Origin of the sequence: Pseudactinotalea sp. HY158 (assembly GCF_009660225.1) — a bacterium.
In the GTDB taxonomy this organism is placed as follows: domain Bacteria; phylum Actinomycetota; class Actinomycetes; order Actinomycetales; family Beutenbergiaceae; genus HY158.
This window is the reverse complement of record NZ_CP045920.1, coordinates 2144605-2168879: the sequence shown is the minus strand read 5'-3', so window position 1 is coordinate 2168879 and position 24275 is coordinate 2144605. Positions and strand designations below refer to the sequence as shown.

Below are 24275 nucleotides of genomic sequence, written 5' to 3'. Positions count from 1 at the left end.
ATACCGCTCGGTCTCCTTCGTCTACGTCCCGGGCAGGTGCGCGGGCCGCGGCGGCCGTGGCAGCGCCGTGATGGGCCGCGCCTGCAGCACGACGAGCCGGCCGGCGTCCATGGCCCACTCGACGTCGGCCGGCGCGCCGATGATCGCCTCGATCCGTGCCGCCAGGTCGGCGATCGCCCGGGCCTGCTCGGCCGTGAGGGCCTGGAGCGAGGCCCGCTCGGCGAGGGCCGCCCCGCCGGTCACCCGCCACCGGTCGGGCGTGACGAGGCCGGCGGCGAGGCGATCCCCGAGTCCCGGCACGGCCGAGACGACGGCGACGTCCCGGTCACCGGTGACCGGGTCGGCCGAGAAGGCCACCCCGGCCACGTCCGGGTCGAGTTGGCGCTGCACGAGCACGGCCATCCCGCCGGCTCCGGCCATTCCGCCGGCTCCGGCCGGCCCCGGCGTGTCCGCCCCCACCCGGGTGGAGGCGGCGGATTCCCAGCACGCGCGGACCGCCGCGCGCAGCCGATCCTCGCCGCGGACCCCGAGCACGGTCCGGTACAGGCCCGCGTGGGACGCGAGCGGGCCGTCCTCGACGACGGCCGAGGACCGGACGGCCAGCGTCGCACCTGCGAAGTGGGCGGCGATGGCGTGGACGGCCGCCCCCACGGCGGGTGGGACGGGCAGCGGACGGCGGGATGCGTCGTCCACAGGCGGGTGCAGGGCCGCGAGCGCCAGCGCGTCCCGGTGGGCCTCCGTGCTGAGCACGAGCCCCTCCGGCACGGCGATCCCCGCCGCGACGAGCCGCGCCAGGCCCGCGGCCTTCGCGCCGAGCTGCGAGACCACATCGGCCTCACCGGGCTCATCGGCCTCCTCGGCCGAGCCCGGGTTCCGTTCGGGCGTGCTGCTGCCCGCCAGGGATTCGACGTACCCGGCCGCGCCCGGGCGTTCGACGTCGCCGGGCGGGAGGATTCGGTTCGTGGTCACGGTTCAAGCGTGCGCCCCATCCCGCGCCGCCGGTATCGGTCGAACTACGTAATCGACCCGTTCGACCCGTTCGACCGCCCGAGCAGGCCGGAGTCGGCGAGGTAGCGGGTCAGTGCGGCCCGGGAGCCGAGGCCGAGTCGCTGATAGACGTGGTCGAGATGCGAGGTCACCGTGCGCGGGCTGATGAACAGCGCGGTCGCGACCTCGGCGTTCGTGCGCCCCTCCGCGACGAGGCGGGCCACCTCCAGTTCCCGCCGGCTCAGCCGCACGGGTTCGGCGGATGCCGGTCCGGGGCCGGGCGGGCCGCCCCGCGACTCGGCGGCGAGTGGGTCGAGGTCGTGCACCAGCGCGCGTGCCCGCCGGGCGTGGTCGCGCGCGCCCAGCTGTGAGAACACGGCGAGTGCGTCGCCGGCGAGGTGGCCGGCCTCCTCCGCGGGGGAGTCGGCGCCCGCGTGCGTCCACCGGGCCAGGTCGAGGCGGGCGCGGGCGGCCAGGAAGGGGAGCCCGAGGGCGTCGAAGCCGTCGATGCTGCCGCGCAGCAGCGCCTGGGCGCGGTCGAGGGTGGAACGATCCGGGTGGCCGGCGGGCGACCCGGGCGCCGGGATCGGCAGGCACGCGGCGTCGATTCCGGCGGCGACGGCCGCGGGAAACGCGGTGCCGCAGGACCAGGCGCGGACCTGGTCCGCCAGCGCCGCCGCGGCGGCCGGGTCCGTGACGGCGAGGGCCTCGCCCAGCACCAGGGCGGGGGCGAACGGATACCAGCTCGCGGTGAGGTCGGCCAGCGGCGCGCCCACCCGCGCCGCCTCGCGCGGGTTCCCGCGGGCGAGGGCGAGGGCCGCGCCGGCCGTGCACACCGCGATCGACGGGCGTGGCTCGCCTCGGGTGGACCGGGCCTGGAGCGCGCGGGCCCGGGCGAGCAGGCCGTCCGCCTCCGGCAGCGAGCCGCGCAGCACGAGCAGCCAGGCGTGCATGCCCAGCGCCCGGTCCCAGTTCCCGCCGAGGAGGTCGGCCAGGATCAGCCGCATCCGCGGCCACACGGCCATCGTCTCCACGCCGAGGCTCTCGCCGATCTCCAGGCCGGCGGTGCTGCGGCGCCGCAGCTCCGGGATGTCCCCGGCGATGCTCGCGATCACGGAGAGCTGGTCGAGCGCGCGGGCCTCGAGCACGGGGTCGCCGGTCGCGCGGGCCAGGTCGAGTGCCCGCGTGTTCCCCGTGCGCGCGGCGCCCAGGTCGCGGGCGAGCGTGTCGCCGGCGGCCTCGACGAGCCACAGCCGGATGCGCAGCCCGGGGTCGTGGAGGCGGGCCGCGATCGGGCGGAGCCGATCGGCCAGCTCCGGCACGATCGCGACGTCGCCGTCGCGCACGGCGACGAGCATGCGCGAATACAGCACCTCGGCGAGCTCGCGGGAGGGTTCGAGCCCGGCCTGCGCGCGGGTCGCGGCCTCGAAGTGGTCGGCGGCCACGGCCCCCTCGCCGTCACCCCAGGCCAGCAGGGCCAGCTTCCGGTGGGCGCGGGTGATGCCACCCGCGTCACCTCGCCGCCGGGAGTGGCGCAGGGCCGCGCGCCACTGGGCGACCGCCTCGTCGCGCCGGCCCGCCTGGAGCGCCAGGTCGCCGAGTTCGACGAGCAGGCCCGCCTGCTCGGAGTCCGGGGAGAGGTCGCGGGCCGCGCGGAGGTAGCGGGCGGCCTCGTCGATCGCGCCGAGGTCGCGTGCCCGCCGGGCGGCCCCGATCACGACGGCCGGATCGGTGAGCGAGCCGCTCCGCAACAGGTGGTCGGCGATGCGGGGGTCGTCGGGATCGTGGGCGCGCAGGGCGCGGGCGAGTTCGCCGTGCCGGCGCCGCCGGGTGGCCGGGACCATCTCCGCGACGAGGGCCTCCCGCAGGAGGCCGTGGGCGAGTCTCGACGCACCGTCGTCGCCGGTGACCACGAGCAGGCGCCGCTCGAGCCGTTCGAGCAGCTCGTCCAGCGGGGTCGAGAAGGGGGCGCGCGCCCCGGAGTCGGGGCGGGCGGCCGCGGCGAGCACGGCGTGCCCGGGGTGCGTCCCGGCCAGGGCGAGGAGCTCGAGGAGGTGACGTTCGTCGTCCGTGAGCCCGGCGAGCCGGACCGCCAGCCGGGCCCGCAGGTCTCCGGGCAGCGGCGCGCCCGAGCCGGCGAGGCGCGGCGGATCGCTCGAGCGGAGATCGGCGGCCACGGCCGTGAGCAGCAGCGGCACGCCCGCGCAGGCCTCGAGCACGCGCACCGTCAGCTCGGGATCGACCGGCGGTCCCAGGGCGCCGGTGAGGAGGCGGCGGGACTCGGAATCCGTGAGCGCCTCGAGCCGGAGGTGCTCCTGCGACCAGGTGCCCGCGGCGAGGCGCGCGAGCAGCCGTACGGACCGGGTGTGGTGCGGCTCGTCGGCGCGGGTGGTCACGACGAGCAGGAGCCGGCGGCCCTCGATCGTCACGGCGAGGTGGGCCAGGAAGGCGGCGCTCTCGGGGTCGAGGGCGTGGGCGTCGTCGATGAGGAGGGCGAGCGGGGCGCGCCGGGTGAGTCGGTCTGTGAGGCGGGTGAGGCCGTCGACGATGCGCAGCCGCTCCAGGGCCGGGTCGTCGAGGGGCCGGGGCGCGCCGAGCCCGGCGATGACCGGAGCGAGCTGGTCCAGGCCCCGCAGCAGGCTCGCGCGCTCCGGCGGCGGGACGGCCCGCAGGAGCCCGCCGAACAACGACACGACGGGGGCGTAGGCGAGGTCGTCGCCGGCCTCGTCGGCGCGGCCGATGCCCGTGAGGAATCCGGCACGGCGGGCGAGCGTGAGGGCCTCCTCGCCGAGCCGGCTCGTGCCGATCCCGGGCGGGCCGCTCAGCACCACGGCGACCGGATCGCCGGCTGCGGCACGGGCCAGGGCCGCCTGGATCCGGCCGAGCTCGGCGGCGCGCCCCACGAGCGGGAGGGCGCGCACGACCGCCCCGTCGGCATCGCCCCGGCCGCGATCGCGCACAATTCAGGTATGGCACAGCCGCACCGGGGCGGTCAACGGAGCCCGGCGCTGAAGCCGGATGCCGGATCCCGGCACCGGAGCCCGGATCGGCCCCTGGCGCCGCCCGAACGCCCGGCGTACGCTCGTGGCTGCAGGCAGGAGGGTCGAGATGGCGCACAGTATTCGCAGATGGGCACCGGCCGGGGCCGTCGCGCTCGTCGTCGCCGCCTCGGGGGCCTGGGCCGACGCCGGGTCGGGCATCGCCACCCAGAATCTGCCCGAGCGCGACGCCGGCGAGGTGCTCGCGCTGCTCGCGGGGCACGATCACGAGCAGTTCAGCGCGAGCTTCGAGACGACCAGCGACCTCGGGCTGCCCGCGCTGCCCACGAACATCCCGGGTACGGACTCCGGGGCGCTGTCGGCGCTCTCGGCGCTCACGGGCGACCACGAGGGTCGGGTCTTCGTGGGCGAGAAGGGGCAGGCCCGCGTGCAGGTCTTCGAGGACTTCGGCGAGCGGGACCTCATCACGAACGGCACCGAGGCCTGGTACTTCGACTCCGGCGACAACTCGGTGGTGCACGTGAGCGCGCCCAGCGGTGCCGGGCATGCCGATGAGAACTCCGGTACGCCGGGCACGCAGGCGCTCCAGGTCACGCCCGAGGCGCTCGCCGCCCGCGTGCTCGCGGCGGTCGACCCGAGCACGCAGGTGAGTGTGGACGGCACCGGTTCGGTCGCGGGCCGCGCCGCCTACAACCTCGTGCTCACCCCGCGCACCGCCGACACGCTCGTGGGGCGGGTTGCGGTCGCGGTCGACGGCGATACGGGTATCCCGCTGCGCGTCGCGATCACCCCGCGTGGCGCGGACCGGCCCGCGCTCGAGGCCGCGTTCACCTCCTTCGACCTCGGCGCCCCCGACGCCGGCCTGTTCTCGTTCACCCCGCCCGCCGGGGCGACCGTGACCGAGCAGGAGCTTCCGGCGCTCCCCGATGGGCATGGAGTGGCCGATGGGCATGGACGGGGCGATATGCACGCGACGGGCGATGCGCCCGGAGCCGCGCGGCCCACGGTCGTCGGCGACGGCTGGGCCGCGGTGCTCGAGCTCCCGGCCGGCACAGTCGGGTCCGACGCGTTCGCCGCCGGCGGTCTCGCCGACCAGCTGACCACCAAGGTCGACGGCGGCCGCGCCCTCGAGACCTCCCTGGCCACGATCCTGTTCACAGACGACGGCCGGGTGCTCCTCGGCGCCGTCCCGCTCGACCGGCTCCAGGCGGCCGAATGAGCCCTGCCGCCGGCCCGGCGGTCGAGACCTCCGGGCTGACGAAGCGATTCGGCCGCCAGGTCGCCGTCGACGGGCTCGACCTGGCGGTGCCGCGCGGGAGCGTGTTCGGCTTCCTCGGCCCGAACGGCTCCGGCAAGACCACGACCATCCGGCTGCTGCTGGGCCTCGCGGCCGCGACCGCCGGCACCGCCCGCGTGCTCGGCTCCGAGGTGCCGCGCGGGCTGCCGGACGCCCTGCCCCGGGTCGGCGCCCTGATCGAGGGGCCCGCGTTCTACCCGTTCCTCGGCGGCGCCGCGAACCTGCGCCGGCTCGATGCGGCCGATCCCCGCGCGAACCCGCGCACGCGCACGGTCCGCGTGGCCGGCGCGCTCGACCGGGTCGGGCTGTCCGCCGCCGCCCGCAAGAAGGTGCGCGCCTACTCCCTCGGGATGAAGCAGCGCCTGAGCATCGCCGCGGCCCTGCTCACCCCACGCGAGCTCGTCGTGCTCGACGAGCCCACGAACGGGCTCGACCCGCAGGGGACCCGGGAGGTGCGCCGGCTCATCCGCTCGCTTGCGGACGACGGAGCCACCGTTCTCGTGTCGAGTCACCTGCTCGCCGAGGTCGAGCAGGTGTGCAGCCACGCCGCGATCATGCAGGACGGCGCGCTGCGGGCCCAGGGCACCCTGTCCGACCTGCGGGCGGCCCGCCGGCCCCGGGTGCGGGTGCGGACCCCGGATCGCGAGCAGGCGGCCGGGATCCTCGCCGGTCTCGGTCTCCGGGTGGTGCAGGGCGCGCCCGGGGATCCGCCGGATCTGCTCGCCGAAGCCGCCGGGCCGGCCGAGGATTCCGGGTCTGCTCGGTCTGCCGGGTCTGCCGGGTCTGCCGGGTCTGCTGAGGGTGCCGGGTCTGCTGAGGGTGCCGAGCTTGCTGGGTCCGTCGAGTCGGTCGGGGAGCTGCCAGAGCCCGAGCTGCTCGTCGCCGCGCTCGTGGGCGCCGGGGTGCGGGTGCGCGGCTTCGAGGTCCTCACCCCCTCCCTCGAGGAACTGTTCGTGGGCCTGACCGGCGAGGGCTTCGATGTCACCCGGTGAACCCGCGGTGGGGGCCGCGCGCCGAGCCGCCGTGGCTACCGGAGACGCCGTGGGCGCCCGGCGCGGCCGGGTCGGGTCGCTGTTCGCCTCGGAGGTCGGCCTGCTGTTCCGGCGCGGGCGCACGTGGGCGATGCTCGCGGCCCTGGCCGTGATCCCGGTGCTGCTCGCGCTCGTGGTGTACTTCTCCGCGGAGCCGCCCGGGCCCGGCGAGGGGCCGCCCTTCCTCGACCGGGTCACCCAGAACGGCATGTTCGTGGCGGTCACGGCCCTCGTGGTCACGACCCCGCTGTTCCTGCCGCTCACGATCGCGGCCACCGCGGGCGACACGGTCGCGGGGGAGGCCGCCCACGGCACTCTTCGCTACCTGCTCGCGGCCCCGGCCGGCCGCGGGAGGCTGCTGCTCGTCAAGTACGGCGCGGCGGCGCTCTTCTGTGTCGCGGCCCCGGCCGTGGTGCTCGTCGCCGGATGGGTCGTCGGCCTCGTGCTCTTCGGCGCGGGCCCGGTCACCCTCGTGTCGGGGGACGTGGCCTCCACCGGCGAGGCGCTCGTGCGCACGCTGCTGGTGGCGGCGCACGTCGCGATCTCGATGCTCGGCCTGGCCGCGATCGGGCTGTTCATCTCCACGCTCACGGACGTGCCCGTCGGAGCGATGGCGGCCACGGCCGTGCTCGCCGTCGTCGCCCAGGTGCTCGGCCAACTCGACCAGCTCGCCTGGCTACACCCCTGGCTCTTCTCGCACTACTGGTTCTCGTCGGTCGACCTGCTCCGGGAACCGATCAGCTGGGGCTCCTTCACCGATAACGCGCTCCTGCAGGCGGGCTACGTCGCCTTCTTCGGCGCGCTCGCGTACGGCCGGTTCGCCACGAAGGACGTCCTCTCCTGACCCTGGGACGGATGCGCCCCAGCAGGCCTCGCTGCCACGATCGGCCCTATGCGCCTCGTGCGCGCCGGCCGAGCCGGACCAGGGTCACGACGGCGGCGAGGGTGAGGGCCGCGATGGCCGCCGCGAAGACCAGACTCGCCGAGCGTAGATCCCAGGCCGTGGCCAGGAGCCCCACGAGCACCACCGGCAGCGAGAGGCCGACATAGCCGATCACGAAGAACGTCGACATCGCTTCGGCGCGCCGGTCGGGCGGACTGGCCGCCGTGATCGCCGCGACCGCGGCCCGGAACGTGATCCCGTGGCCGACGCCCACCACGACGTTCGTGACGACCAGCGCCGCGAGTGAGGCGGTCAGGAGCGAGCCGGCGAACGCCGCCAACCCCGCCAGGAGCACGAGGCAGCCCGTCGGGAGGGCGGCCGGACCGGTGAACCTCGCCAGGGACACCTGCCCCAGGGCGGACCCGGCGAACATCGAGAACAGCAGCAGCCCGGCCAGGGCCGGGCTCGAATCGTCGAGGAGTTGCCGCAGGATCGCGGGCTCGATCGCGGTGAGCAATCCGAAGACCGAGAACGCGGCGAAGCCGACGAGGGCGGCCGGCAGGAACGCCGCCCGCGCCTGGTGAGGAACGCTGAGGCGCTGGGGAGGTGGCAGGCGGCGTCGCACGTGCCCCACGGTTTCGGGCATGAGCCACACCGCCGCGAATGCCAGCACGAGCAGCGCCAGGTGGGCGGCGTAGGGCAGGCGCAGCGGTGCCGGTGCCCAGGCGGCGAGGAATCCGGCCAGGAGCGGCCCGAAACCGAGGCCGAGCATGTTCACGGTGGTGGCCACGAGGGCGGCTCGTGGTCGAAGCTCGGGGCGCGCGAGTTCGATGATCGCCACGGTCGCGGTGCCGGTGAAGATGCCCGCGGAGACTCCCGAGAGCACGCGCCCGGCGAACAGGATCGCCGGTCCTGTGCCGAGAAGGAACACGAGCCCGGAGGCGGCGGCCGCAGCCAGCCCGGCCAGAAGCATCGGACGGCGGCCCACCGAGTCCGAGGCGCGGCCGAGCAGCATGAGGGCGGCGAGCACCCCGGTGGCATAGACCGCATAGATGAGCGTGGTCATCAGGTTCGAGAACGAGAAGAGCTGCTCGTACAACGGATACAACGGTGTGGGCAACGTGGTGCCCACCATGACGATCCCGAACGCGAACGCCACCCCGGGCAGTGCGACCTGCGGAGGAAGGGCTCGCCGAGCAGTGGTCCTCACGGGGATCGAGGGTAGCGCCGACGTCTCTCCGACGACGTATCGACCGGCCGTGGGTGCCGGTGCGGGGCCGGCGGGACGATCCAGGCGCGCACGTGGTCCAATACGGTGCAATTGTCCTACAAGTTGGCCACGGGATGTCCGATAACATCGAGCCTTGACGGCGCCAATCCCGCATGATCTACTGTCGTCATGGTCACCAACGGCGATGATGTACGACAAGCGAACGAGATTGCCCCTCTCCTGTCTGACAACATTGAGGAGGGTGGACTGAATCGGTCGCTCTTCGCCCGAGTCGCCCGTCTGCTCCGTAGTCGTGGAATTCGGGGCGGTGACGCGCTGCCGACGGAGGCGAGCCTCGCCCGCGACCTCGGTGTCGGCAGACCGCAGCTACGCGAAGCGCTCAGCGCGCTCGAGGCCATCGGTGTGGTTCGTAGTCGTCAGGGTGCGCGCCGAGTCTGGGTCGACTTCGACCTGGGCCGCTTCTCGATGCGGGCACTCTCCATACTGGCGCCCGATGACGCCGTGGCACGGGATCTGTTGGAGGTGCGCCATGCACTCGAGACGAGCCTCTTGCCCCGTGCCGTGCAGTTCCTGGATCGGGTTCAGCGTGCAGAATTGCGCGAGTTGGCCGCGGAGATGCTCAGCCTCGCGAAGGGCGGACAGTCGTTCTCCAGCATCGACATGGCGTTCCACAGGCAACTCTTCAGTCCGCTGAACAACTCGGTCCTCAACGGTGTGCTCGAGTCCTTTTGGGCCGTGTTCGACGAGATTCGACCCCCGAGTGAAACGGTTGTCGAAGATCCAGAAATCGCAGCGATGCACGGGTACATCCTCGATGCGATCGAAGAGGGAGATATGCGCCGCGCCGTCCACGAATTGGATGCGCACTTCTACGGCGTTCGCAACAGGTTTCCGGATATGACCTTCTCGAGTCATGAGGCGGCAGTCCGGTCCCAATAGACCAGGAATGTCCGAAGAGCCCATCGCGGTCACACCTGTGTGTGGGCATGAATCAGTAGAACAGGAGTGATAGCATGAAACGCAGGAGTTTCACTGGCATGGCAGCCGTCGCCACGGCGGCGATGATGATGGCCGCCGGCTGCTCTGGCTCGGATGGTGGTAGTGAAGGGTCCGGAGACGGCCCGGTCGACGTCACGTACTGGCTGTGGCAAGACGACGCAACCGACCCCACGTGGGACAATCTCGCAGAAGAGTTCAACAAGACCCACGACGATGTCCAGGTCACGCTCGAAAACATTCCGCTCGACCAGTACCAGAATCAGGTCGTCACAGCCGTGCTCAACGGCACGGGCCCGGACGCAGCGCGATCGAAGGACTGGTGGCTCGGACAGTTCGCCCCGCAAGGGGCGATCGCGGACCTCACGCCGTTCGTCGACTCGTGGGACGGGAAGGCAGACGTGGTCGACGCGCTCTGGGACACCGGGAGGGTTCCAGGCGACGACCACATCTATATGCTCCCGCACCAATACACGACGCTCTACCTCTACTACCGTGTGGACTACTTCAAGGAGGCCGGCATCGAGCCGCCCGCCACACAGCAGGAGTTCTTGGATGCCGCCAAGGCGCTGACGAAGGACGGACGCTACGGCTTCGACGTCCGTGGTGGCGCCGGCGGCCAGGATCAGTGGCTCGCATGGATGTATGCCGGCGGTGCGCAGATCGTCGACTCCGATGGGAATATCGTCCTCGATGACGACACCGGCGTCGAGGTCAACCAGCGGTACCTCGATCTCGTCACCGACCTGAAGGCGACTCCGCCCGGCTCGATCACCGCGGACTTCGCCGCCGTCAAGACGAACTTCGCGGACGGCCTGACTGCGATGATGATCCACCACCCCGGATCCCTCAAGGAGATGCAGGAGCACTTCGGCGACAAGCTCGGCGTGATCCCGGTTCCGACGGTCGACGGGCAGCCGGGCCCGACACTCGGGAGCATGAGCGGAAACGTCATCATGGCGAACTCCGAGAAGAAGGAGGCGGCCTGGACGTGGATCTCCTGGTTGAGCGAACAGGACCAGATGGAGACGATGTCGAACTCTGCGCAGGGGCAACTGCCGGTGCTGCAGTCGGTCATCGACACTCCCGCCTACACGGATGACCCGCAGCTCAAGGTGGCCGTGGACGCGATCCCGCGCGCCAAGGTGTGGCCCGGGATCCCGGGCGTGGCCGAACTGGCGGCAAAGGAATGGAACCCCACGATCCAGCAGGCGTTCCAAGGATCGATCACGAGTGATGAGGCCCTCACGACCATGGCCGACGTCCTACGTGAGGGTGCCGAGTAGTCGTGGCTGCAACCCAGACGCCACCACGAGTGGTGGCCCGTGCGCGGAAGCGACGGGTCACCACCCCGGTCAGGCGTAAGCGTGTATGGAACGTCGAGCCATTCGTGTTGCTGGCCCCCGCCGTGATTTTGGTGGCGGTGTTCGCAGGGTATCCACTCGTGCGTTCGGTCTGGTACTCGTTCAACGAGGTTGCGCCGTTCTCCGGCGAGACCACGTTCGTCGGAATACAGAACTTCATCGACATCATCTCCGATGCCGGCTTCACCCCGACGCTCGGGCGCACGGCTGTGTGGGTGTTCGGAGCGGTATCGCTGCAATTTCTGGGTGGCTTGCTCGTCGCACTCCTGTTGAACACGCGGTTTCCGCTGCGGGGGATGTACCGAGGTCTCATCATGGTTCCCTGGGCGACACCGAGCGTGCTCGTCGCCTTGATGTGGAAGTGGATCCTCGATCCCAATAACGGCGTACTCAACCGGACGCTGATGAATCTTGGAATCATCGACGCTCCGATCGAATTCCTGTCGTCGAGTGATACCGCGTTGTTCACCCTGATCGCTCTGGACGTCTGGCAGGGAATCCCGCTGTTCGCCGTCATGATCCTGGCAGCTCTCCAGAGCGTGCCGCCGGAGCTCAAGGAGGCTGCCTCGATCGACGGGGCGGGCCGTGTCGGGGTCTTCCGCCACGTCGTCATCCCGGCGATCCTGCCCACGATTCTCATCACGACCGTGCTCCGACTCATCTGGACGGCCAACTATGTCGACCTCATCTACATTCTCACGGGCGGCGGTCCCGGGCATGCCTCGACGACGCTCGCGCTGGAGTCGTATCTGACTGCCTACAAGGCGACGGACTTCGGGCAAGGAGCAACCTACGCGGTGCTGCAGGCGGCGATCCTCGCGATCTTCGTCGTGATGTATGTCCGTCTCTCACGAAAGCGGGGTGACCTCGGATGAGAACCAAGACCGGATCGTTCCAGTGGCTGCTGTCACGCTCGGTGCTCGGCATCGCCCTCGTCATCATCCTCATGATGACCTTGGGGCCCTACGTCGTCATGCTGCTCACCTCGTTGACCCCGGCGTCGGACCTCACGGCAGCCGGAGCGTCGCTGGTGCCCGACTCCTTCACGTTCGACTCCTACCGTCAGCTCCTCTCGACGACTCCGTTCCTGCAGTACATGACCAACAGCCTGGTGGTCGCGGCCATCGCGGTGCCCCTGACGCTGGTGGTTTCGACCGGAGCCGCAATCGCCCTGTCTCGTTTCCGGTTCAGAGGCAGGCAATCGTTCATGACGGGCCTGCTGCTCGCACAGATGTTCCCCGCGGTGCTGCTCGTGATCTCGTTGCAGGGTCAACTTCGCAGCTTCGGACTGATGGACTCAAGGTTCGGCCTGGCACTCGTGCATGCGGCCTTCGCGACGCCGTTCGCGGTCTGGCTTCTCAAGGGCTTCGCGGACTCGATCCCCCGGGATATCGAGGAGGCGGGTCAGATCGACGGGGCGAGCACCTCGCAGGTCATCCGCAAGCTGGTGTTGCCGCTGCTGCTCCCGGGAATGGTCGCGGCGGGAACCTATGCGTTCATCCTGACGTGGAACGAGTTCCTCTACGCATTGACGTTCACCTCCTCCACGGGGACGCGGACGTTGCCGATCGGACTGCATCTGTTCATCGGCGAGTACCAGATCCGATGGGATCTGCTGACCGCGGGCGGTGTGCTGTCGGTGCTCCCGGTGATTGCAGGGTTCCTCATCGTTCAGCGCCGGCTTGTCGCCGGGTTGGCCGCCGGTGCTGTCAAGGGTTAGACCTCACTTCTAGAAGGGAAGAGTTTTCAGTGAAGATTGAATCGATCAGTGCCCAGTTGTCGCGCATGCCGCTCCCGAAGGGGCCGTGGGGGGACCAGATCCACCACGTGACCGACATCGAGATCCTTCTCGTCGACATCACCACGGACAGCGGTCTCGTCGGTACGGGGTTCAGCCATACGTCGGGCGTCGGCGGTCGGACGATGCGCGCGATGCTCGACGAACTCACCCCGACTCTCATCGGCAAGGATGTCAACCCTCGAAAGGTGTGGCACGAGGCGTGGCAGTATCTGCGCGACAACGGCCCCGGCGGGGTGACGACGCTCACGCTCGCGGCCGTGGACCTCGCTCTATGGGATCTGTTGGGCAAGCACCACGATCTCAGCCTCCCGGCGCTCCTCGGGCAGGTACACGACCGCATCCCCCTGTATGGCAGCGGGATCAACCTGAATCTGTCCGTCGACGAATTGGTCGAACAGGTACAGGAGTGGAAGGCTGCCGGCTTCTTCGCCGGCAAGGTGAAGGTGGGCAAGCCGGACATCGAGGAGGACTACTTCCGTCTGCGCAAGATCCGAGAGGCGGTCGGGAGCTACCCGCTCATGATCGACGCGAACCAAGGGTGGACCTACGCGCGGGCTCAGCAGGCACTGAACCGGTTCGCGGATCTCGATCTGTACTGGGTCGAGGAGCCGTTCCGGGTCGATGACGTCGTGTCCCATTCGCGGCTCAAGCGCCACACTGCGACGCCGATCGGCCTCGGCGAGAACCTGTACACGCTTCAACAGTTCAACGAGTACCTCACGGCGGACGCGTGTGACTTCATTCAAGCGGACCTGGGGCGAGTCGGCGGGATCACCCCGTACATGGACATCGCCGCGCTCGGGCGGGCGTTCAACGCACCGATGATCCCGCACTTCGTGATGGAACTGAGCGCGACTGTTCTCTGTGCCGTTCCGAACGCCCTCGGCGCCGAGATGACCGACGGCGGCACGCTCACCGAATTGGGCGTGATCGAGCCCCACGTGCATGTCGACGGGTACTTCGTTCCTCGCAGCACTCCGGGCCTGGGGCTGGAGTTCAATCGGGCGCTGCTCTCCAAGAACGCCATCTGACGGAGGGAATGAGAATGACAGACATCTTCGACGTCACGGACCGCATCGTGCTGATCACCGGTGGCTTCGGTCAGATCGGCCAGGAGTTCGTCAGGGAGTTCCACGCGCGCGGAGCCCGGATCGCCGTCGCCTCGCGCGGCGCGGGCCCGGACCTCATGAGGAGCACCTTTCCCGACCTCGGGAGTGACCGCGTGCTGCCGGTCCCCATCGACATCACCGACAAACTCAGCGTCGAGGCGGGACTCGACGCCATCGAGGAGCGCTGGGGTGATAGTCCCGACATCCTGATCAATAACGCCGGTCTCGACACGCAGCCGAGTGCCCCGCCGGAGGTTTCTGGACCCTTCGAGGACTTCCCGATCGACGTGTTCAGGGACGTCGTCGATGTCAACCTGGTGGGCACCTTCATCATGACGCAGGCAGTCGGATCGAGGATGCGCGAGCGTGACAAGCCCGGTTCGATCGTCAACGTCGGCTCGATCTACGGGATGGTCTCTCCCGTCCAGGACATCTACGCATACAAGGAGGAGGCCACGGGGACGCCGTTCATCAAGCCGGTCGCCTACGCCGCCGCCAAGTCCGGTGTCTACAACCTCACCCGCTATTGCGCGACCTACTGGGGGCGTCATCGCGTTCGGGTGAACACCCTGACACCGTCCGGTGTCGGCCGAGACACGCAGGACGCGCAATTTCAAACGAACTACACCGCCAGGATCCCGATCGGACGGATGGCCCGGGCGGACGAGTTCAACGGTGCCGTCGTGTTCCTCGCGTCCGACGCATCGCGCTACATGACCGGGTCCAACCTCGTCGTCGACGGCGGGTGGACGGCGTGGTGACCCTGCCGGACGAGCTGTCGGTCCTGACGGCGGCGATCGCCACGCCGCTTCGCCCCGACGAATCCCTCGATGAGGGAGTCCTGTTCGAGCTGACGACCCGCTATCTCGAGCGCGGCATCGAGGGGCTCTACTGCTGTGGGTCCTCCGGTGAGGGCGTGCTCCTGTCGACCGAGGAGCGAAAGAGGGTCGTTGCGACCGTCGCTCGTGCGGTCGGGGGACGGGTGCCCGTCGTGGCGCACATCGGCGGCGGGGCCACCCGCGATGCGATCGAACTCGGACGTCATGCGGCGGAGGCGGGCGTGACGGCGGTATCGATGATCCCGCCCACCTACTATCGCTTCGGTCAGGACGCGGTGGTCGAGCACTACGCTGCGGTTATGCGGGCCGTCGAATTGCCGATGATCGTGTACAACATTCCACAATTCACCGGTACGGAGTTCACGCCCGAATCGATCCGGCCACTCCTGGAGAACGATCAGGTGGTCGGTGTCAAACATACCGCCCACAACATGTTCTCGCTGCAGCAGATGGCGGCCCGGTTTCCCGGAAAGGCATTCATCAACGGATTCGACGAAGTCTTCGTCGCCTCGCTCGCGGCAGGTGCCCGGGGGACGATCGGAACCACGGTGGGGCTGCAGTACGAACTGTTCGCGGCCGCGCGACGACGATTCGATTCTGGCGATGTCGACGGTGCTCGACAGGTGCAGGGCCGAATCAACGACATCATCCGGGAGCTCGTGGATATCGATGTGTTCCCGGCCGCCAAGTACGTGTCGGGCCGCGACGCTGCGGGCCTGGGCAGCCTCGGATCGTGCAGACGGCCGTTCGTTCCGTTGTCACAGGCTGCTCGGGCCCGTCTCGATCGACTCGACGAACGGTTGACGGAGTACCTCCGGCTGACCGCGCACGAGGAGCGTTCTGCCCGGGTGTGAGAGGTGCGAGGATCCGACGAACGCGGGCCGTGCGGCCCGCGTTCGTGGCGGGAGTGGGAAGGTGCCCGCGTGCGCAGGCGCCGGCGGGGAGCATGACGTGCGGCCTACACTCCGGCGACCTCGACGTGGTGGTGGAGGGCGTCGCGCACGAACCGGGCGCCCTCGGGCGAGCGACGGGTGTAGTTCTTCGCGAACCTGGGGTCGGCCACGTACATGTCCGCGAGGTCGCGAACGACCTCGGCCGTCAGCTCCCGGCCCTGCCAGGCCGAGCGCAGCCAGGCAAGGTGCCGGGCCGCGACCTGCTGAGCCGCGGGAGAGGTGGGCGGCGCGCCCGAGGCGATGACGTCGTCCCAACTCGAGTTGAGGTGCGCGACCTCACGGCGGAAGCCGTCCTTCTCCGGCTCGCCGAGGCCCTCCCACCAGCGGTTGGAGCGGTCGGCGGCCTCGTCTCCCCAGCGCTCGCGGACCTCGGCGTCGTAGACGGTGTGGTCGAATCCGTTGAACATCTCTTCCGGCATGAGGGTCTCTCCATTCTCGAGGGCGGCGATCGTGGTGTCGACCGCGCGTCGTTGGTCGTTGATGCGGGCGCTCTCGCGCTCGAGGCTCTCCCGCTGCTCGCGCAGGGCGAGGAGGTCGTCGGTCTGGCCGGCGAGCAGCTCCTTGATGCGTGCGAGCGGGATGCCCAGCTCGCGCCACAGCAGGATGCGCTGCAGGCGCACGAGGGCGGCCCGGTCGTAGTGGCGCAGCCCGCCCGGGCCGGTCGTCGTGGGTCGAAGCAGGCCGATGCGGTCGTAGTGGCGCAGGGTGCGGGAGGTGAGGCCGGTCGTGCGGACCACCTCGTGGATCGAGTGCATGGGCTCCTGCCTCGTCGGGATCGGTTGATCGATGCTGCACGACCAGGTGTACCGGTTGACGTTACGTCAAGCGCAAGGGGGTGAGGGTGGGGAGGCCCGTCGACGTCGCGTCCCCGCCGCACCGGGCGCGGGATTCTGCCGACGTCGCGGGCCGCTACCTGGACAGAATCGCGCGTTCGGCTGCGATCACTCCGGCCGCCTCGGCTCCGGCCGCCTCGACTCCGGCGGGCTCGCCCTCGACCCCGAAAACCGTTCCCAGGGCACCGGCGAAGCGATCCGGGCCCTCGGTCACGGCGAGCCGGCGAGCCCGCGTCGAGGGGGCGTGCACGAGCATGGCGGCGAAGTGCCGCACGGCCCGCTCCGCCTCGGGGGAGTCCTCGCCCCGGCGGCGCAGCCGGGCCAGTTCCTCCTCGACGAGCCCGTCCACGTGGTCGCGCAACGCGAGGATCGCGGGAGTCGCCTCGGCCTCGGCGACCGCGGCCGCGAACCGGTCCGTTGCCCGGGCCACCTCGTCGCGCGCCCGGGCCGAGGCCTCGAGATCGGCCACCGGGGCGTGTCGAGCGATCGTGGCGAGGTCGAGGAGTTCGACCCCGGACACCTCGCCCGCGGCCGCATCCACGTTCGCGGGCATCCCCAGATCGACCACGAGCAGCGGGTCGCGCGTGCGTTCCCGTGCCTGCGCCACGAGCCGCGCCCCGACGACCGGCCCGATTCCCTGCCCGGTGTCCGACCCAGTGCCCGACCCAGTGCCCGGTAGGGCGCCCGCCCGGGTCGCGGGCGCCACGGTCGAGGTGACGAGCAGATCCGCGCCGGCCAGCAGGTGGGCGAGCCGTTCCCACGGCCTCGGCACGGCGCCGTCGCGGCCGGCCATCGTCGCCTCCCGGCCCGAGGGGGAGACCACGTCGACCTCGCCGGCTCCCCGCTCCCGCAGCGCCACGAGCGCCGCCCGGGCGTAGGAGCCCGTGCCCACGAGCACGATCCGCGCCTCCCGCCACGTGCGGATCCTGCTCTCGGCCAGGTCGAGCGCGAGCCGGATGAGCGAGCGGCCCACGGCGTCGATACCCGAGCCCGTGCGCACCCGGCGGGAGGTGGTCGAGGCCATCTGGAACAGCCGCTCCAGCTCCGGGGTCATCGTGCCCGATTCCCGGGCGAGCACGGCCGAGCGACGCACCTGCCCGGCGATCTCCACCTCACCCACGGCCACGGACTCCAGCCCGGAGGCGACCGCGAACAGGTGGGCCGGCACGCGCGATCGCGTGAGCAGCCGGGTGGCCGCTCGGACCGTGGCGGGCGGGATCCGCGCGGACCGGGCGAGCCGCCCGATCAACTCCTCCGCGGCGCTCGACGACGGGGCCTCACCGGCCGCCTCGACGTCGAGATACGCCTCGAGCCGGTTGCACGTGGAGATCGCCACGGCACCCCGCACCCCGGGCAGGGTGAGCAGCTCCGCGGCCGGGAGGGCCGCGCCCGTCAGCCGATCGAGCACGTCGAACCCGGCCGTCCGGAAGCTCACACTCAGACAGACCAGCACCGGGCCAGGGTAAGCCTCCACGGCCGGCCCCGATCGCGACGGGGCGTCAGGAAACCGCATGATTGTGCGGATTCGGCGCGAACCGTGGCAGGATCGGGAACCGTGCACACTCCCACGATCCACCCCCTCGAGGGCGCCACCGCCCTCGCCCCGCTCATCGAGGCCTACCGCGGCCGCCGCCCCGACCGGCTGCCCGTGTGGTTCATGCGACAGGCCGGGCGGTCCCTGCCCGAATACCGTGCCGCCCGCGCCGCCCGTGCCGGCATCGGGATGCTCGAGGCGTGCCTCGACCCGGCCCTCGCCACCGAGATCACACTCCAGCCCGTGCGCCGTCACGGGGTCGATGCGGCCATCCTGTTCTCCGACATCGTGATCCCGCTGCGCCTCGCCGGCGTCGAGGTGGACATCGCCCCCGGCGTCGGGCCCGTGTTCGCCGAGCCGATCCGCGACCGTCGCGGCATCGAGGAGCTCGTGGCCCGGCCGATCGAGGAGGGCATGTTCGCCCCGGTGACCGAGGCCGTGCGGCTGCTCACCGCCGAGCTCGGGCCGATCCCGCTCATCGGCTTCGCGGGCGCCCCGTTCACCCTCGCCGCGTACATGGTCGAGGGCCGGCCCTCGCGCGATCACCTCGCGGCCCGCACCCTCATGCACGCCGATCCCGGCCTCTGGCGCGCCCTCGCCGACTGGACGGCGCGCCTGTCCGGGGCGTTCCTCCTCGCCCAGGCGCGGGCCGGGGCGAGCGCGGTGCAGCTCTTCGACTCCTGGGCCGGCTCGCTGCCCGCGCCCGACTACCGCCGCCTCGTGGCGCCCGCCTCGCGGCTCGCGCTCGCCCCGGTGCGCGAGGCGCGCATCGCCGGCGGGACCGTGCCGACCGTCCACTTCGGGGTCGGCACGGCCCACCTGCTTCCCGACCTCGCCGGCGTCGGGGCCGACGTCCTCGGCGTCGACCACCGGCTCTCCCTGACCGACGCCGCCCGCGCCGTGCCGGGGGTGCCCCTCCAGGGCAATATCGACCCCGCGCTCCTCGGCGCGCCGTGGCCCGTGCTCGCCGAGCACGTGCATCGCGTGATCGAGGACGGCGCCCGCGCGCCCGGGCATGTGCTCAACCTCGGTCACGGGGTTCCGCCCGAGACGGATCCGGGGGTGCTCACCCGGATCGTCGACCTCGCCCATGCGTGAGGTCGCCCATGCGTGAGGTGGTCGTGATCGGGGCCGGGATCGCGGGCCTCGTGGCGGCGCGCGCGGCCGCGGCCGCCGGCGGGTGTCACGTCACGCTCGTGGCCCCGGCCGGGGACGGTCAGGTGCAGCGCGGGCGGCTGCGGCCCGTCGGCCCGGTGGTCTCCGGCCCGGTGGGCCCCGGTCCGGTGGTCCCCGGACCGGGGAGGTCGGAGGCGTCGGCCGGAACGGCGGTCGGGGGAACGATTCCGGCCCCGGGTACACCCGGTGCCTGGGTGGAACTCGGGGCGGAGGGCTTCGCCACCCGCGGGGGAGTGATGGCCGACTACCTGGCCGAGCTCGGCCTGGCCGGAGCCATCCTCGATCCGGCTCCCCACCCCACCCGCGTGTACCGGCGGGGCGGGCTGCTGCCGATCCCGACCGCCGCGGTGCTGGGCATCCCCGCGGACCTGTCGGATCCCCTGCTCGCGCGCTCGATCGGAGCCGGCGCCGTGCGCCTCGCCCGCGAACTCGACGCCGAGCCCCTCCCGGACCCGCTGCCCGGCGCACCCGGCGTACTCGGCACGCTCGGAGACCTCGTGCGCCGGCGGATGGGCCCCGCGGTCGCGGAGCGGTGCGTCGCCCCGCTCGTGGCCGGCGTGCTCGGCCGTGATGCGGACCGCACACCCGCCGAGGACCTCGTGCCCGGCCTCACCGCGCACCTGCGCGCCGCCGGCTCGCTCGCCGGTGCCATCGGCCGGATCCGCGCCGAACGTGCGGGGACGGCGGCACGTGTGGGGAGGTCCGAGCGCGATGGGCCATCGGGGGGCACTGCCCCGAGCGGGCCGAGCGGACCGAACGGGCTGAGCGGGCCGAGCGGGCCGGGCGAGGAGGGTGGGCCGGGCGCGACGGCCGGGAACGGCGAGCTGGCGGGCCTGGCCGGGGGGATGTCGGTGCTCGCGATCCGGCTGCGCGCCGAGTGTCACCGGCTCGGAGTGCGGCGGGTGTACACGCGGGTCACAGCCATCGGCGGGGCCGGGATCGACGGGGCCGGGATCGACGGGGCCGGGGTCGACGGGGCCGGGATCGGCGGGACCATGTCGATCGAGGGGACCGAGCGGAGTGCGGGCGGGTTTCGGCTGCGGCTCGAGGGCGGGCGCGTGCTCCGGGCGGCGCGGGTGGTGGCCGCGGCCCCCGTGCCCGGGCTGGGTGAGTGGCCGGCGGTGCGCCACCGGCAGGTGCTCGTGCTCGCGGGCGACCTCTCCGGCCCGACCGACCGCGGCGGGATCATCCTGCCCGATGACCTGCCCGGTGACGTGCCCGGTGATCGGCCCAATGGCCAGCCCGGCGACCGGCCCGGCACCCGACTCACCGCCGTGACGTTCACGAGCGCGAAATGGGGCGGGTCGAGCCCGTGGGGGGAGGTCGTCCGGCTCACGTATTCCGGCCACCGCCCCCGCACCCCCGAGCACGGGCGGGCGGACCTGCGCGAGCTGGGCTACGTCGTCCATACGCGTGCCTGGGCCCACCGGGCCTGGCGGCTCCCGATCGCCCGCCCGGCCACGGACACCCCGGAGCCGCCGGGGATCCGGCTCACCGGCGCGCACGTGCTCGGCCCGGGACTGGCACGGATCGTCGCGCACGCCCGCGCCGCCGGCGAGGAGGCGAGTGCCTGAGCGGGCCGCGCCGATCGTGCTGACGCGCGGTCGTGATCGAGGTGACGGGGCGTCGCGAGTCGGGGCGCGGCCGCGGGCTTACGGTGTGCGGGTGACTACCGATACGTACACCCTGTGGGCCGTGGTCCGGCGCGATCCGGCCGGCGGCGCGGCAGCCCCCACGACCCCGGCCACCCCCACGACCACCGCGGTCGCCGAGTTCGAGGACGTGATCGCGGCCCTGCCCGGAGCGGCCGAGCTGCGAGGAATCTACGACGTGTCGGCCCTCAAGGCCGACGCCGACCTCCTGTTCTGGCTGCACGGGCCCACCGCCGAGGGGCTCCAGGCCGCCTGGCGGGCCCTGCGCGGCACCCGCCTGCTCGCGGACACGGCGCCCACGTGGAACGCCATGGGCCTGCACCGCGAGGCGGAGTTCAGCCGGGATCACGTGCCGGCGTTCGTGCGCGGGGTCGAACCGCGCGGCTGGCTGTGCGTGTACCCGTTCGTGCGCAGCCGCGAGTGGTACCTCCTGCCCGCCGAGGAACGGCGCGCGATGCTCGCCGAGCACGGCCGCGCGGGCGCGGGCTTCCAGGTGCTCACGAACACGGTCGCGGCCTTCGCGCTCGGGGACTACGAATGGGTCGTCCCGCTCGAGGCGGACGATCCGGCCGAGCTCGTCGACCTCATGCGCGCGCTGCGCTACGTCGGGGCCCGCCGGCACGTGGTGCTCGAGACCCCGTTCTTCACCGGGCGGCGGATCGCCGCGGCGGAGGCGGCGGAGGTGCTCGGGTGAAGCCGGCCCCGGCCACGGGAGTCCACCTCGCGGCGGGCGCCCGGGTGCCGAGCGCGAGCCCGGCCGCGGCCGCCGGCGAGGCCCACGTGAGCGCCCCGACGTCCTACGACGCGGTGCTGCTCGCCGGGTTCGGCGGCCCCGAGGGGCAGGCCGATGTGCTGCCGTTCCTGCGCAACGTCACCGCGGGCCGGGGGATCCCCGACGAGCGGCTCGAGGAGGTGGCCGTGCACTACCGCCACTTCGGCGGGGTCAGCCCCATCAACGGCCACAACCGGCAGCTGCGCGAGGCGCTCGAGGCGGCCCTCACGGCCGCCGGACTCGACCTGCCCGTGTACTGGGGCAACCGGAACTGGGATCCGTACCTGACCGATGCGGTGCGCGCCGCCCACGACGCCGGCCACACCCGCCTGCTCATGATCCCGACCTCCGCCTACGCCTCCTACTCCTCGTGCCGGCAGTACCGCGAGGATCTCGCCGACGTGCTCGAGGCGACCGGGCTGGCCGAGGCGATGGAGGTGGACAAGGTGCGCCAGTTCTTCGATCACCCCGGCTTCGTCACCCCGTTCGTCGAGGGCGTGCGCGCCGGGCTCGCCGACCTGCGCGCCCGCGGCGCCGAGCGGATCGAGGTGCTCTTCGCCACCCACTCGATCCCGATCGACGACGCCCGCCGCTCCGGCCCGGCGCTGCTGCCGGACGGCCACGCGAGCGATTGGGGTGACGGCGGGGCGTACGCCGCCCAGCACCTCGCCGTCGCGGGGGTCATCATGGAAACCCTCGACGAGCCCGGGGCCGGCTGGCAGCTCACCTACCAGTCCCGCTCCGGCCCGCCCGACCAGCCCTGGCTCGAACCGGACATCAACCACGCGATCGAGGCGCTCACCGACCGCGACGCCGTGCTCATCGTGCCCCTCGGGTTCCTCTCCGACCACATGGAGGTCATGTGGGACCTCGACGAGGAGGCGACCGAGACCGCCACCGCGCGCGGGCTGGCGTGCGCGCGGGTGCCCACCCCGGGCGTGCATCCGGACTTCGTGCGCGGGCTCGTCGACCTCGTGGCCGAACGGGCCGGCGCCCGCCCGGTGGCCGAGCGCGCCGCTCTCACCGACCTGGGCCCGTGGTTCGACGTCTGCCGTCCCGGCTGCTGCGAGAACGTGCGGCGCGGCTTTCGGCCCGCGATCGCCGGCGTGGCACCGTGATCCGCATCGGCACCCGCGCCTCGGCGCTCGCGACCGCCCAGTCCGGCACGGTCGTGGCGGCACTCGCCGCCGCCGGGGAACCCGCCGAGCTCGTGCCGATGGTCTCCGCCGGCGACCGCACCCGCGCCTCGCTCGCGAGCCTCGGCGGCACCGGGATCTTCGCGACCCGGCTGCGCGAGGCGCTGCTCGCCGGCGAATGCGACGCCCTCGTGCACTCCCTCAAGGACCTGCCCACCGCGCCCCATCCGGGACTCGCGTTCGCCGCCACCCCCGCCCGGGAGGATCCCCGCGACGTGCTGTGCGGGGCCCGGCTGGCCGACCTGCCCCGCGGTGCCCGGGTGGGCACCGGCTCCCCGCGCCGGCGCGCCCGGCTGCTGGCCGCCCGGCCCGACCTCGACGTGGTCGATATCCGCGGCAACGTCGAGACCCGGCTCGCCCGCGCGCTCGGGCCCGGCGCCGACCTGGACGCCGTCGTGCTCGCCGCCGCCGGCCTGCGCCGCCTCGGCCGCACCGAGGTGATCGACGAATATCTCGACGGGCCCGCCGCCCCCGGCCAGGGGGCGATCGTCGTCGAGGTGCGCGCCGGCGACGACGCGCTCGCCCGCCGCCTGCGCGTGCTCCACGATGCGCCGACGTGGGCGGCCACCACGGCCGAACGCAGCCTGCTCGCCGCGCTCGAGGCGGGGTGCGCGGCCCCCGTCGCGGCGCTCGCCGGCACCGGGGACCCTGCGAGCCCCGGGAACTCTGACAACCCTGAACGCACCGGGCCCTCTGGGAACCCCGACCTGCGGCTCGAGGCGATCGCCTACGCCCCCGACGGGTCGAGTCTCGTGACCGGCACGGCCACGGGAACGGCCGAGGGGGCCGGGGCCCTCGGCCGCGGGCTCGCCGCCGAGCTGCTCGCCGGGGGCGCGGCGGCATGGCTGTGAGGGCGGCCGGCCCGCGCGCCCGGGTGCTCGTGCCCCGGGCGGGGGAGTGGGGACGACGCGTGGCCGGCCTGGTCGAGACCCTCGCCCAGGAGGAGGGCGTGGGCGCCGAGGCGTGGATCGTGCCGCTCATCCGCACCCTCCGCGCCCCGGCCGGACCGCTCGAGGCGGCCGCCACCCGGGTCGCGTCCGGCCGCTACGACTGGATCGTCGTGACGAGCGGGGCCGCCGCCCCCGCCCTGGCGGCCTGGCACGTGCCCGCGACCACCCGCGTCGCCGCCGTCGGCCCGGCAACCGCGCGGGCGCTGGCCGAGATCGGCTGGCGGGTCGACCTCACGCCGCGGTCCGCCACGGCCGCCGCGCTCGCGGCCGCGCTCGGGGAGGAAATCGACGGCCCCGGCACGGGCGACGGCGACGGCCCCGGCACCGGCGGGCGGCGGATCCTGCTGCCGCACTCCGACCTCGCCCACCCCACCCTCGCCGCGGACCTGGCGGCCCGGGGCTGCACGGTCGAGGAGGTCACCGCCTACCTCCCCGGACCGCGCCCCTGGGCGGCGACGACGCCGCTCGGCTGCGCGCCGGCGAGGCGGATGCAGCCCTCGTCACCTCCGGCTCCGTGGCCCGGGCACTGGCCGCCGTGCCCATCGGCGCCGGCACCGCCCTCGTCTGCCTCGGCGATCAGACCGCCCGAGACGCCCACGCGGCCGGGCTCACGGTCACGGCCACGGCGGCTGCGCCGTCCATGCGCTCCCTCGTGACCACCGCCCTGGGCCA

General features: G+C 72.6%; 21 protein-coding genes. 16 read left to right on the top strand and 5 right to left on the bottom strand.

From position 1 onward, the window contains the following. Nucleotides 1–21: 21 nt before the first annotated feature. A complete protein-coding gene (locus GCE65_RS09570; RefSeq protein WP_153878226.1) occupies nucleotides 22–969 on the bottom strand; it encodes a PEP/pyruvate-binding domain-containing protein in 948 nt (315 codons plus the stop codon). A 44-nt stretch (nucleotides 970–1013) separates the two neighbouring features. Then, entirely contained in the window at nucleotides 1014–3947 is a 2934-nt protein-coding gene (locus GCE65_RS09565; protein WP_153878225.1) for a LuxR family transcriptional regulator, read from the bottom strand. Nucleotides 3948–4095: 148 nt separating this feature from the next. On the opposite strand from GCE65_RS09565, the gene GCE65_RS09560 reads away from it, so the two are divergent. Genes GCE65_RS09560 through GCE65_RS09550 form a run of 3 tightly spaced genes read left to right on the top strand, consistent with a single transcriptional unit; the run spans nucleotide 4096 to nucleotide 7158 of the window. Further along, complete coding sequence (locus GCE65_RS09560) at nucleotides 4096–5205, top strand: DUF2092 domain-containing protein (protein ID WP_153878224.1); 1110 nt, start codon at nucleotides 4096–4098, stop codon at nucleotides 5203–5205. Next, nucleotides 5202–6275, top strand: a complete 1074-nt coding sequence (locus GCE65_RS09555; protein ID WP_153878223.1) for an ABC transporter ATP-binding protein — start codon at nucleotides 5202–5204, stop codon at nucleotides 6273–6275. The genes GCE65_RS09560 and GCE65_RS09555 overlap by 4 nt, the downstream gene beginning before the upstream one ends. Further along, nucleotides 6262–7158 carry an ABC transporter permease gene (locus GCE65_RS09550; protein WP_153878222.1) on the top strand — a complete coding sequence of 299 codons (897 nt, stop codon included), beginning with the start codon at nucleotides 6262–6264 and terminating at the stop codon, nucleotides 7156–7158. Before GCE65_RS09555 ends, GCE65_RS09550 begins: the two co-directional genes overlap by 14 nt. 46 nt (nucleotides 7159–7204) lie before the next feature. On the opposite strand, the gene GCE65_RS09545 is transcribed toward GCE65_RS09550, so the two are convergent. Next, entirely contained in the window at nucleotides 7205–8407 is a 1203-nt protein-coding gene (locus GCE65_RS09545) for an MFS transporter (protein WP_228759877.1), read from the bottom strand. Nucleotides 8408–8596: 189 nt separating this feature from the next. Here GCE65_RS09545 and GCE65_RS09540 point away from each other — a divergent pair, with 189 nt between their 5' ends. The 7 genes from GCE65_RS09540 to GCE65_RS09510 all read left to right on the top strand — a co-directional run bounded on the left by GCE65_RS09540 (nucleotide 8597) and on the right by GCE65_RS09510 (nucleotide 15391). Next, the gene (locus GCE65_RS09540; RefSeq protein WP_153878221.1) at nucleotides 8597–9367 is read left to right on the top strand and encodes a FadR/GntR family transcriptional regulator; all 771 of its coding nucleotides are present in this window, start codon (nucleotides 8597–8599) and stop codon (nucleotides 9365–9367) included. Between the two features lie 98 nt (nucleotides 9368–9465). Then, nucleotides 9466–10710 (top strand): sugar ABC transporter substrate-binding protein, encoded by a 1245-nt coding sequence (locus GCE65_RS09535; RefSeq protein ID WP_194928667.1) that lies wholly within the window; start codon nucleotides 9466–9468, stop codon nucleotides 10708–10710. 2 nt (nucleotides 10711–10712) lie between these two features. After that, nucleotides 10713–11663, top strand: a complete 951-nt coding sequence (locus tag GCE65_RS09530) for a carbohydrate ABC transporter permease (protein ID WP_153878219.1) — start codon at nucleotides 10713–10715, stop codon at nucleotides 11661–11663. Continuing rightward, nucleotides 11660–12508, top strand: coding sequence for a carbohydrate ABC transporter permease (locus GCE65_RS09525; RefSeq protein ID WP_153878218.1), 849 nt, complete (start codon nucleotides 11660–11662; stop codon nucleotides 12506–12508). The genes GCE65_RS09530 and GCE65_RS09525 overlap by 4 nt, the downstream gene beginning before the upstream one ends. 29 nt (nucleotides 12509–12537) lie before the next feature. Beyond that, a complete protein-coding gene (locus GCE65_RS09520) occupies nucleotides 12538–13620 on the top strand; it encodes a mandelate racemase/muconate lactonizing enzyme family protein (RefSeq protein WP_228759876.1) in 1083 nt (360 codons plus the stop codon). Between the two features lie 14 nt (nucleotides 13621–13634). After that, on the top strand, nucleotides 13635–14459 hold the full coding sequence (locus tag GCE65_RS09515) for an SDR family oxidoreductase (protein WP_153879215.1): 825 nt from the start codon (nucleotides 13635–13637) through the stop codon (nucleotides 14457–14459). After that, nucleotides 14444–15391, top strand: a complete 948-nt coding sequence (locus GCE65_RS09510) for a dihydrodipicolinate synthase family protein (protein ID WP_370460096.1) — start codon at nucleotides 14444–14446, stop codon at nucleotides 15389–15391. The genes GCE65_RS09515 and GCE65_RS09510 overlap by 16 nt, the downstream gene beginning before the upstream one ends. 104 nt (nucleotides 15392–15495) lie before the next feature. On the opposite strand, the gene GCE65_RS09505 is transcribed toward GCE65_RS09510, so the two are convergent. Together GCE65_RS09505 and GCE65_RS09500 are read right to left on the bottom strand one after the other, a co-directional pair. After that, nucleotides 15496–16245: a MerR family transcriptional regulator gene (locus tag GCE65_RS09505; RefSeq protein WP_153878216.1), complete on the bottom strand. Its 750-nt coding sequence runs from the start codon at nucleotides 16243–16245 to the stop codon at nucleotides 15496–15498. Between the two features lie 154 nt (nucleotides 16246–16399). Beyond that, nucleotides 16400–17776 carry a glutamyl-tRNA reductase gene (locus tag GCE65_RS09500; protein WP_194928665.1) on the bottom strand — a complete coding sequence of 459 codons (1377 nt, stop codon included), beginning with the start codon at nucleotides 17774–17776 and terminating at the stop codon, nucleotides 16400–16402. A gap of 102 nt (nucleotides 17777–17878) precedes the next feature. Here GCE65_RS09500 and hemE point away from each other — a divergent pair, with 102 nt between their 5' ends. The 6 genes from hemE to GCE65_RS09470 all read left to right on the top strand — a co-directional run bounded on the left by hemE (nucleotide 17879) and on the right by GCE65_RS09470 (nucleotide 24259). Further along, on the top strand, nucleotides 17879–18955 hold the full coding sequence (gene hemE / locus GCE65_RS09495; RefSeq protein ID WP_153878214.1) for a uroporphyrinogen decarboxylase: 1077 nt from the start codon (nucleotides 17879–17881) through the stop codon (nucleotides 18953–18955). Nucleotides 18956–18963: 8 nt separating this feature from the next. Continuing rightward, a complete protein-coding gene (locus tag GCE65_RS09490) occupies nucleotides 18964–20607 on the top strand; it encodes a hypothetical protein (protein ID WP_153878213.1) in 1644 nt (547 codons plus the stop codon). A 91-nt stretch (nucleotides 20608–20698) separates the two neighbouring features. After that, nucleotides 20699–21379 (top strand): hydrogen peroxide-dependent heme synthase, encoded by a 681-nt coding sequence (gene hemQ, locus GCE65_RS09485; protein WP_153878212.1) that lies wholly within the window; start codon nucleotides 20699–20701, stop codon nucleotides 21377–21379. Next, on the top strand, nucleotides 21376–22575 hold the full coding sequence (locus tag GCE65_RS09480; RefSeq protein ID WP_228759875.1) for a ferrochelatase: 1200 nt from the start codon (nucleotides 21376–21378) through the stop codon (nucleotides 22573–22575). The genes hemQ and GCE65_RS09480 overlap by 4 nt, the downstream gene beginning before the upstream one ends. Further along, nucleotides 22572–23504: a hydroxymethylbilane synthase gene (gene hemC, locus GCE65_RS09475; RefSeq protein WP_228759874.1), complete on the top strand. Its 933-nt coding sequence runs from the start codon at nucleotides 22572–22574 to the stop codon at nucleotides 23502–23504. The genes GCE65_RS09480 and hemC overlap by 4 nt, the downstream gene beginning before the upstream one ends. After that, nucleotides 23495–24259 (top strand): uroporphyrinogen-III synthase, encoded by a 765-nt coding sequence (locus tag GCE65_RS09470; protein WP_153878211.1) that lies wholly within the window; start codon nucleotides 23495–23497, stop codon nucleotides 24257–24259. The genes hemC and GCE65_RS09470 overlap by 10 nt, the downstream gene beginning before the upstream one ends. Nucleotides 24260–24275 lie beyond the last annotated feature (16 nt).

What these genes read in the sequence shown, in the direction of transcription:
- GCE65_RS09535 (WP_194928667.1), top strand. Translation starts at nt 9,466, where the DNA reads ATGGCAGCCGTCGCCACGGCGGCGATGATGATGGCCGCCGGCTGCTCT.
- GCE65_RS09560 (WP_153878224.1), top strand. Translation starts at nt 4,096, where the DNA reads ATGGCGCACAGTATTCGCAGATGGGCACCGGCCGGGGCCGTCGCGCTC.
- GCE65_RS09515 (WP_153879215.1), top strand. Translation starts at nt 13,635, where the DNA reads ATGACAGACATCTTCGACGTCACGGACCGCATCGTGCTGATCACCGGT.
- GCE65_RS09470 (WP_153878211.1), top strand. Translation starts at nt 23,495, where the DNA reads ATGGCTGTGAGGGCGGCCGGCCCGCGCGCCCGGGTGCTCGTGCCCCGG.
- GCE65_RS09555 (WP_153878223.1), top strand. Translation starts at nt 5,202, where the DNA reads ATGAGCCCTGCCGCCGGCCCGGCGGTCGAGACCTCCGGGCTGACGAAG.
- GCE65_RS09525 (WP_153878218.1), top strand. Translation starts at nt 11,660, where the DNA reads ATGAGAACCAAGACCGGATCGTTCCAGTGGCTGCTGTCACGCTCGGTG.
- GCE65_RS09490 (WP_153878213.1), top strand. Translation starts at nt 18,964, where the DNA reads ATGCGTGAGGTGGTCGTGATCGGGGCCGGGATCGCGGGCCTCGTGGCG.
- GCE65_RS09505 (WP_153878216.1), bottom strand. Translation starts at nt 16,245, where the DNA reads ATGCACTCGATCCACGAGGTGGTCCGCACGACCGGCCTCACCTCCCGC.
- GCE65_RS09540 (WP_153878221.1), top strand. Translation starts at nt 8,597, where the DNA reads ATGGTCACCAACGGCGATGATGTACGACAAGCGAACGAGATTGCCCCT.
- GCE65_RS09550 (WP_153878222.1), top strand. Translation starts at nt 6,262, where the DNA reads ATGTCACCCGGTGAACCCGCGGTGGGGGCCGCGCGCCGAGCCGCCGTG.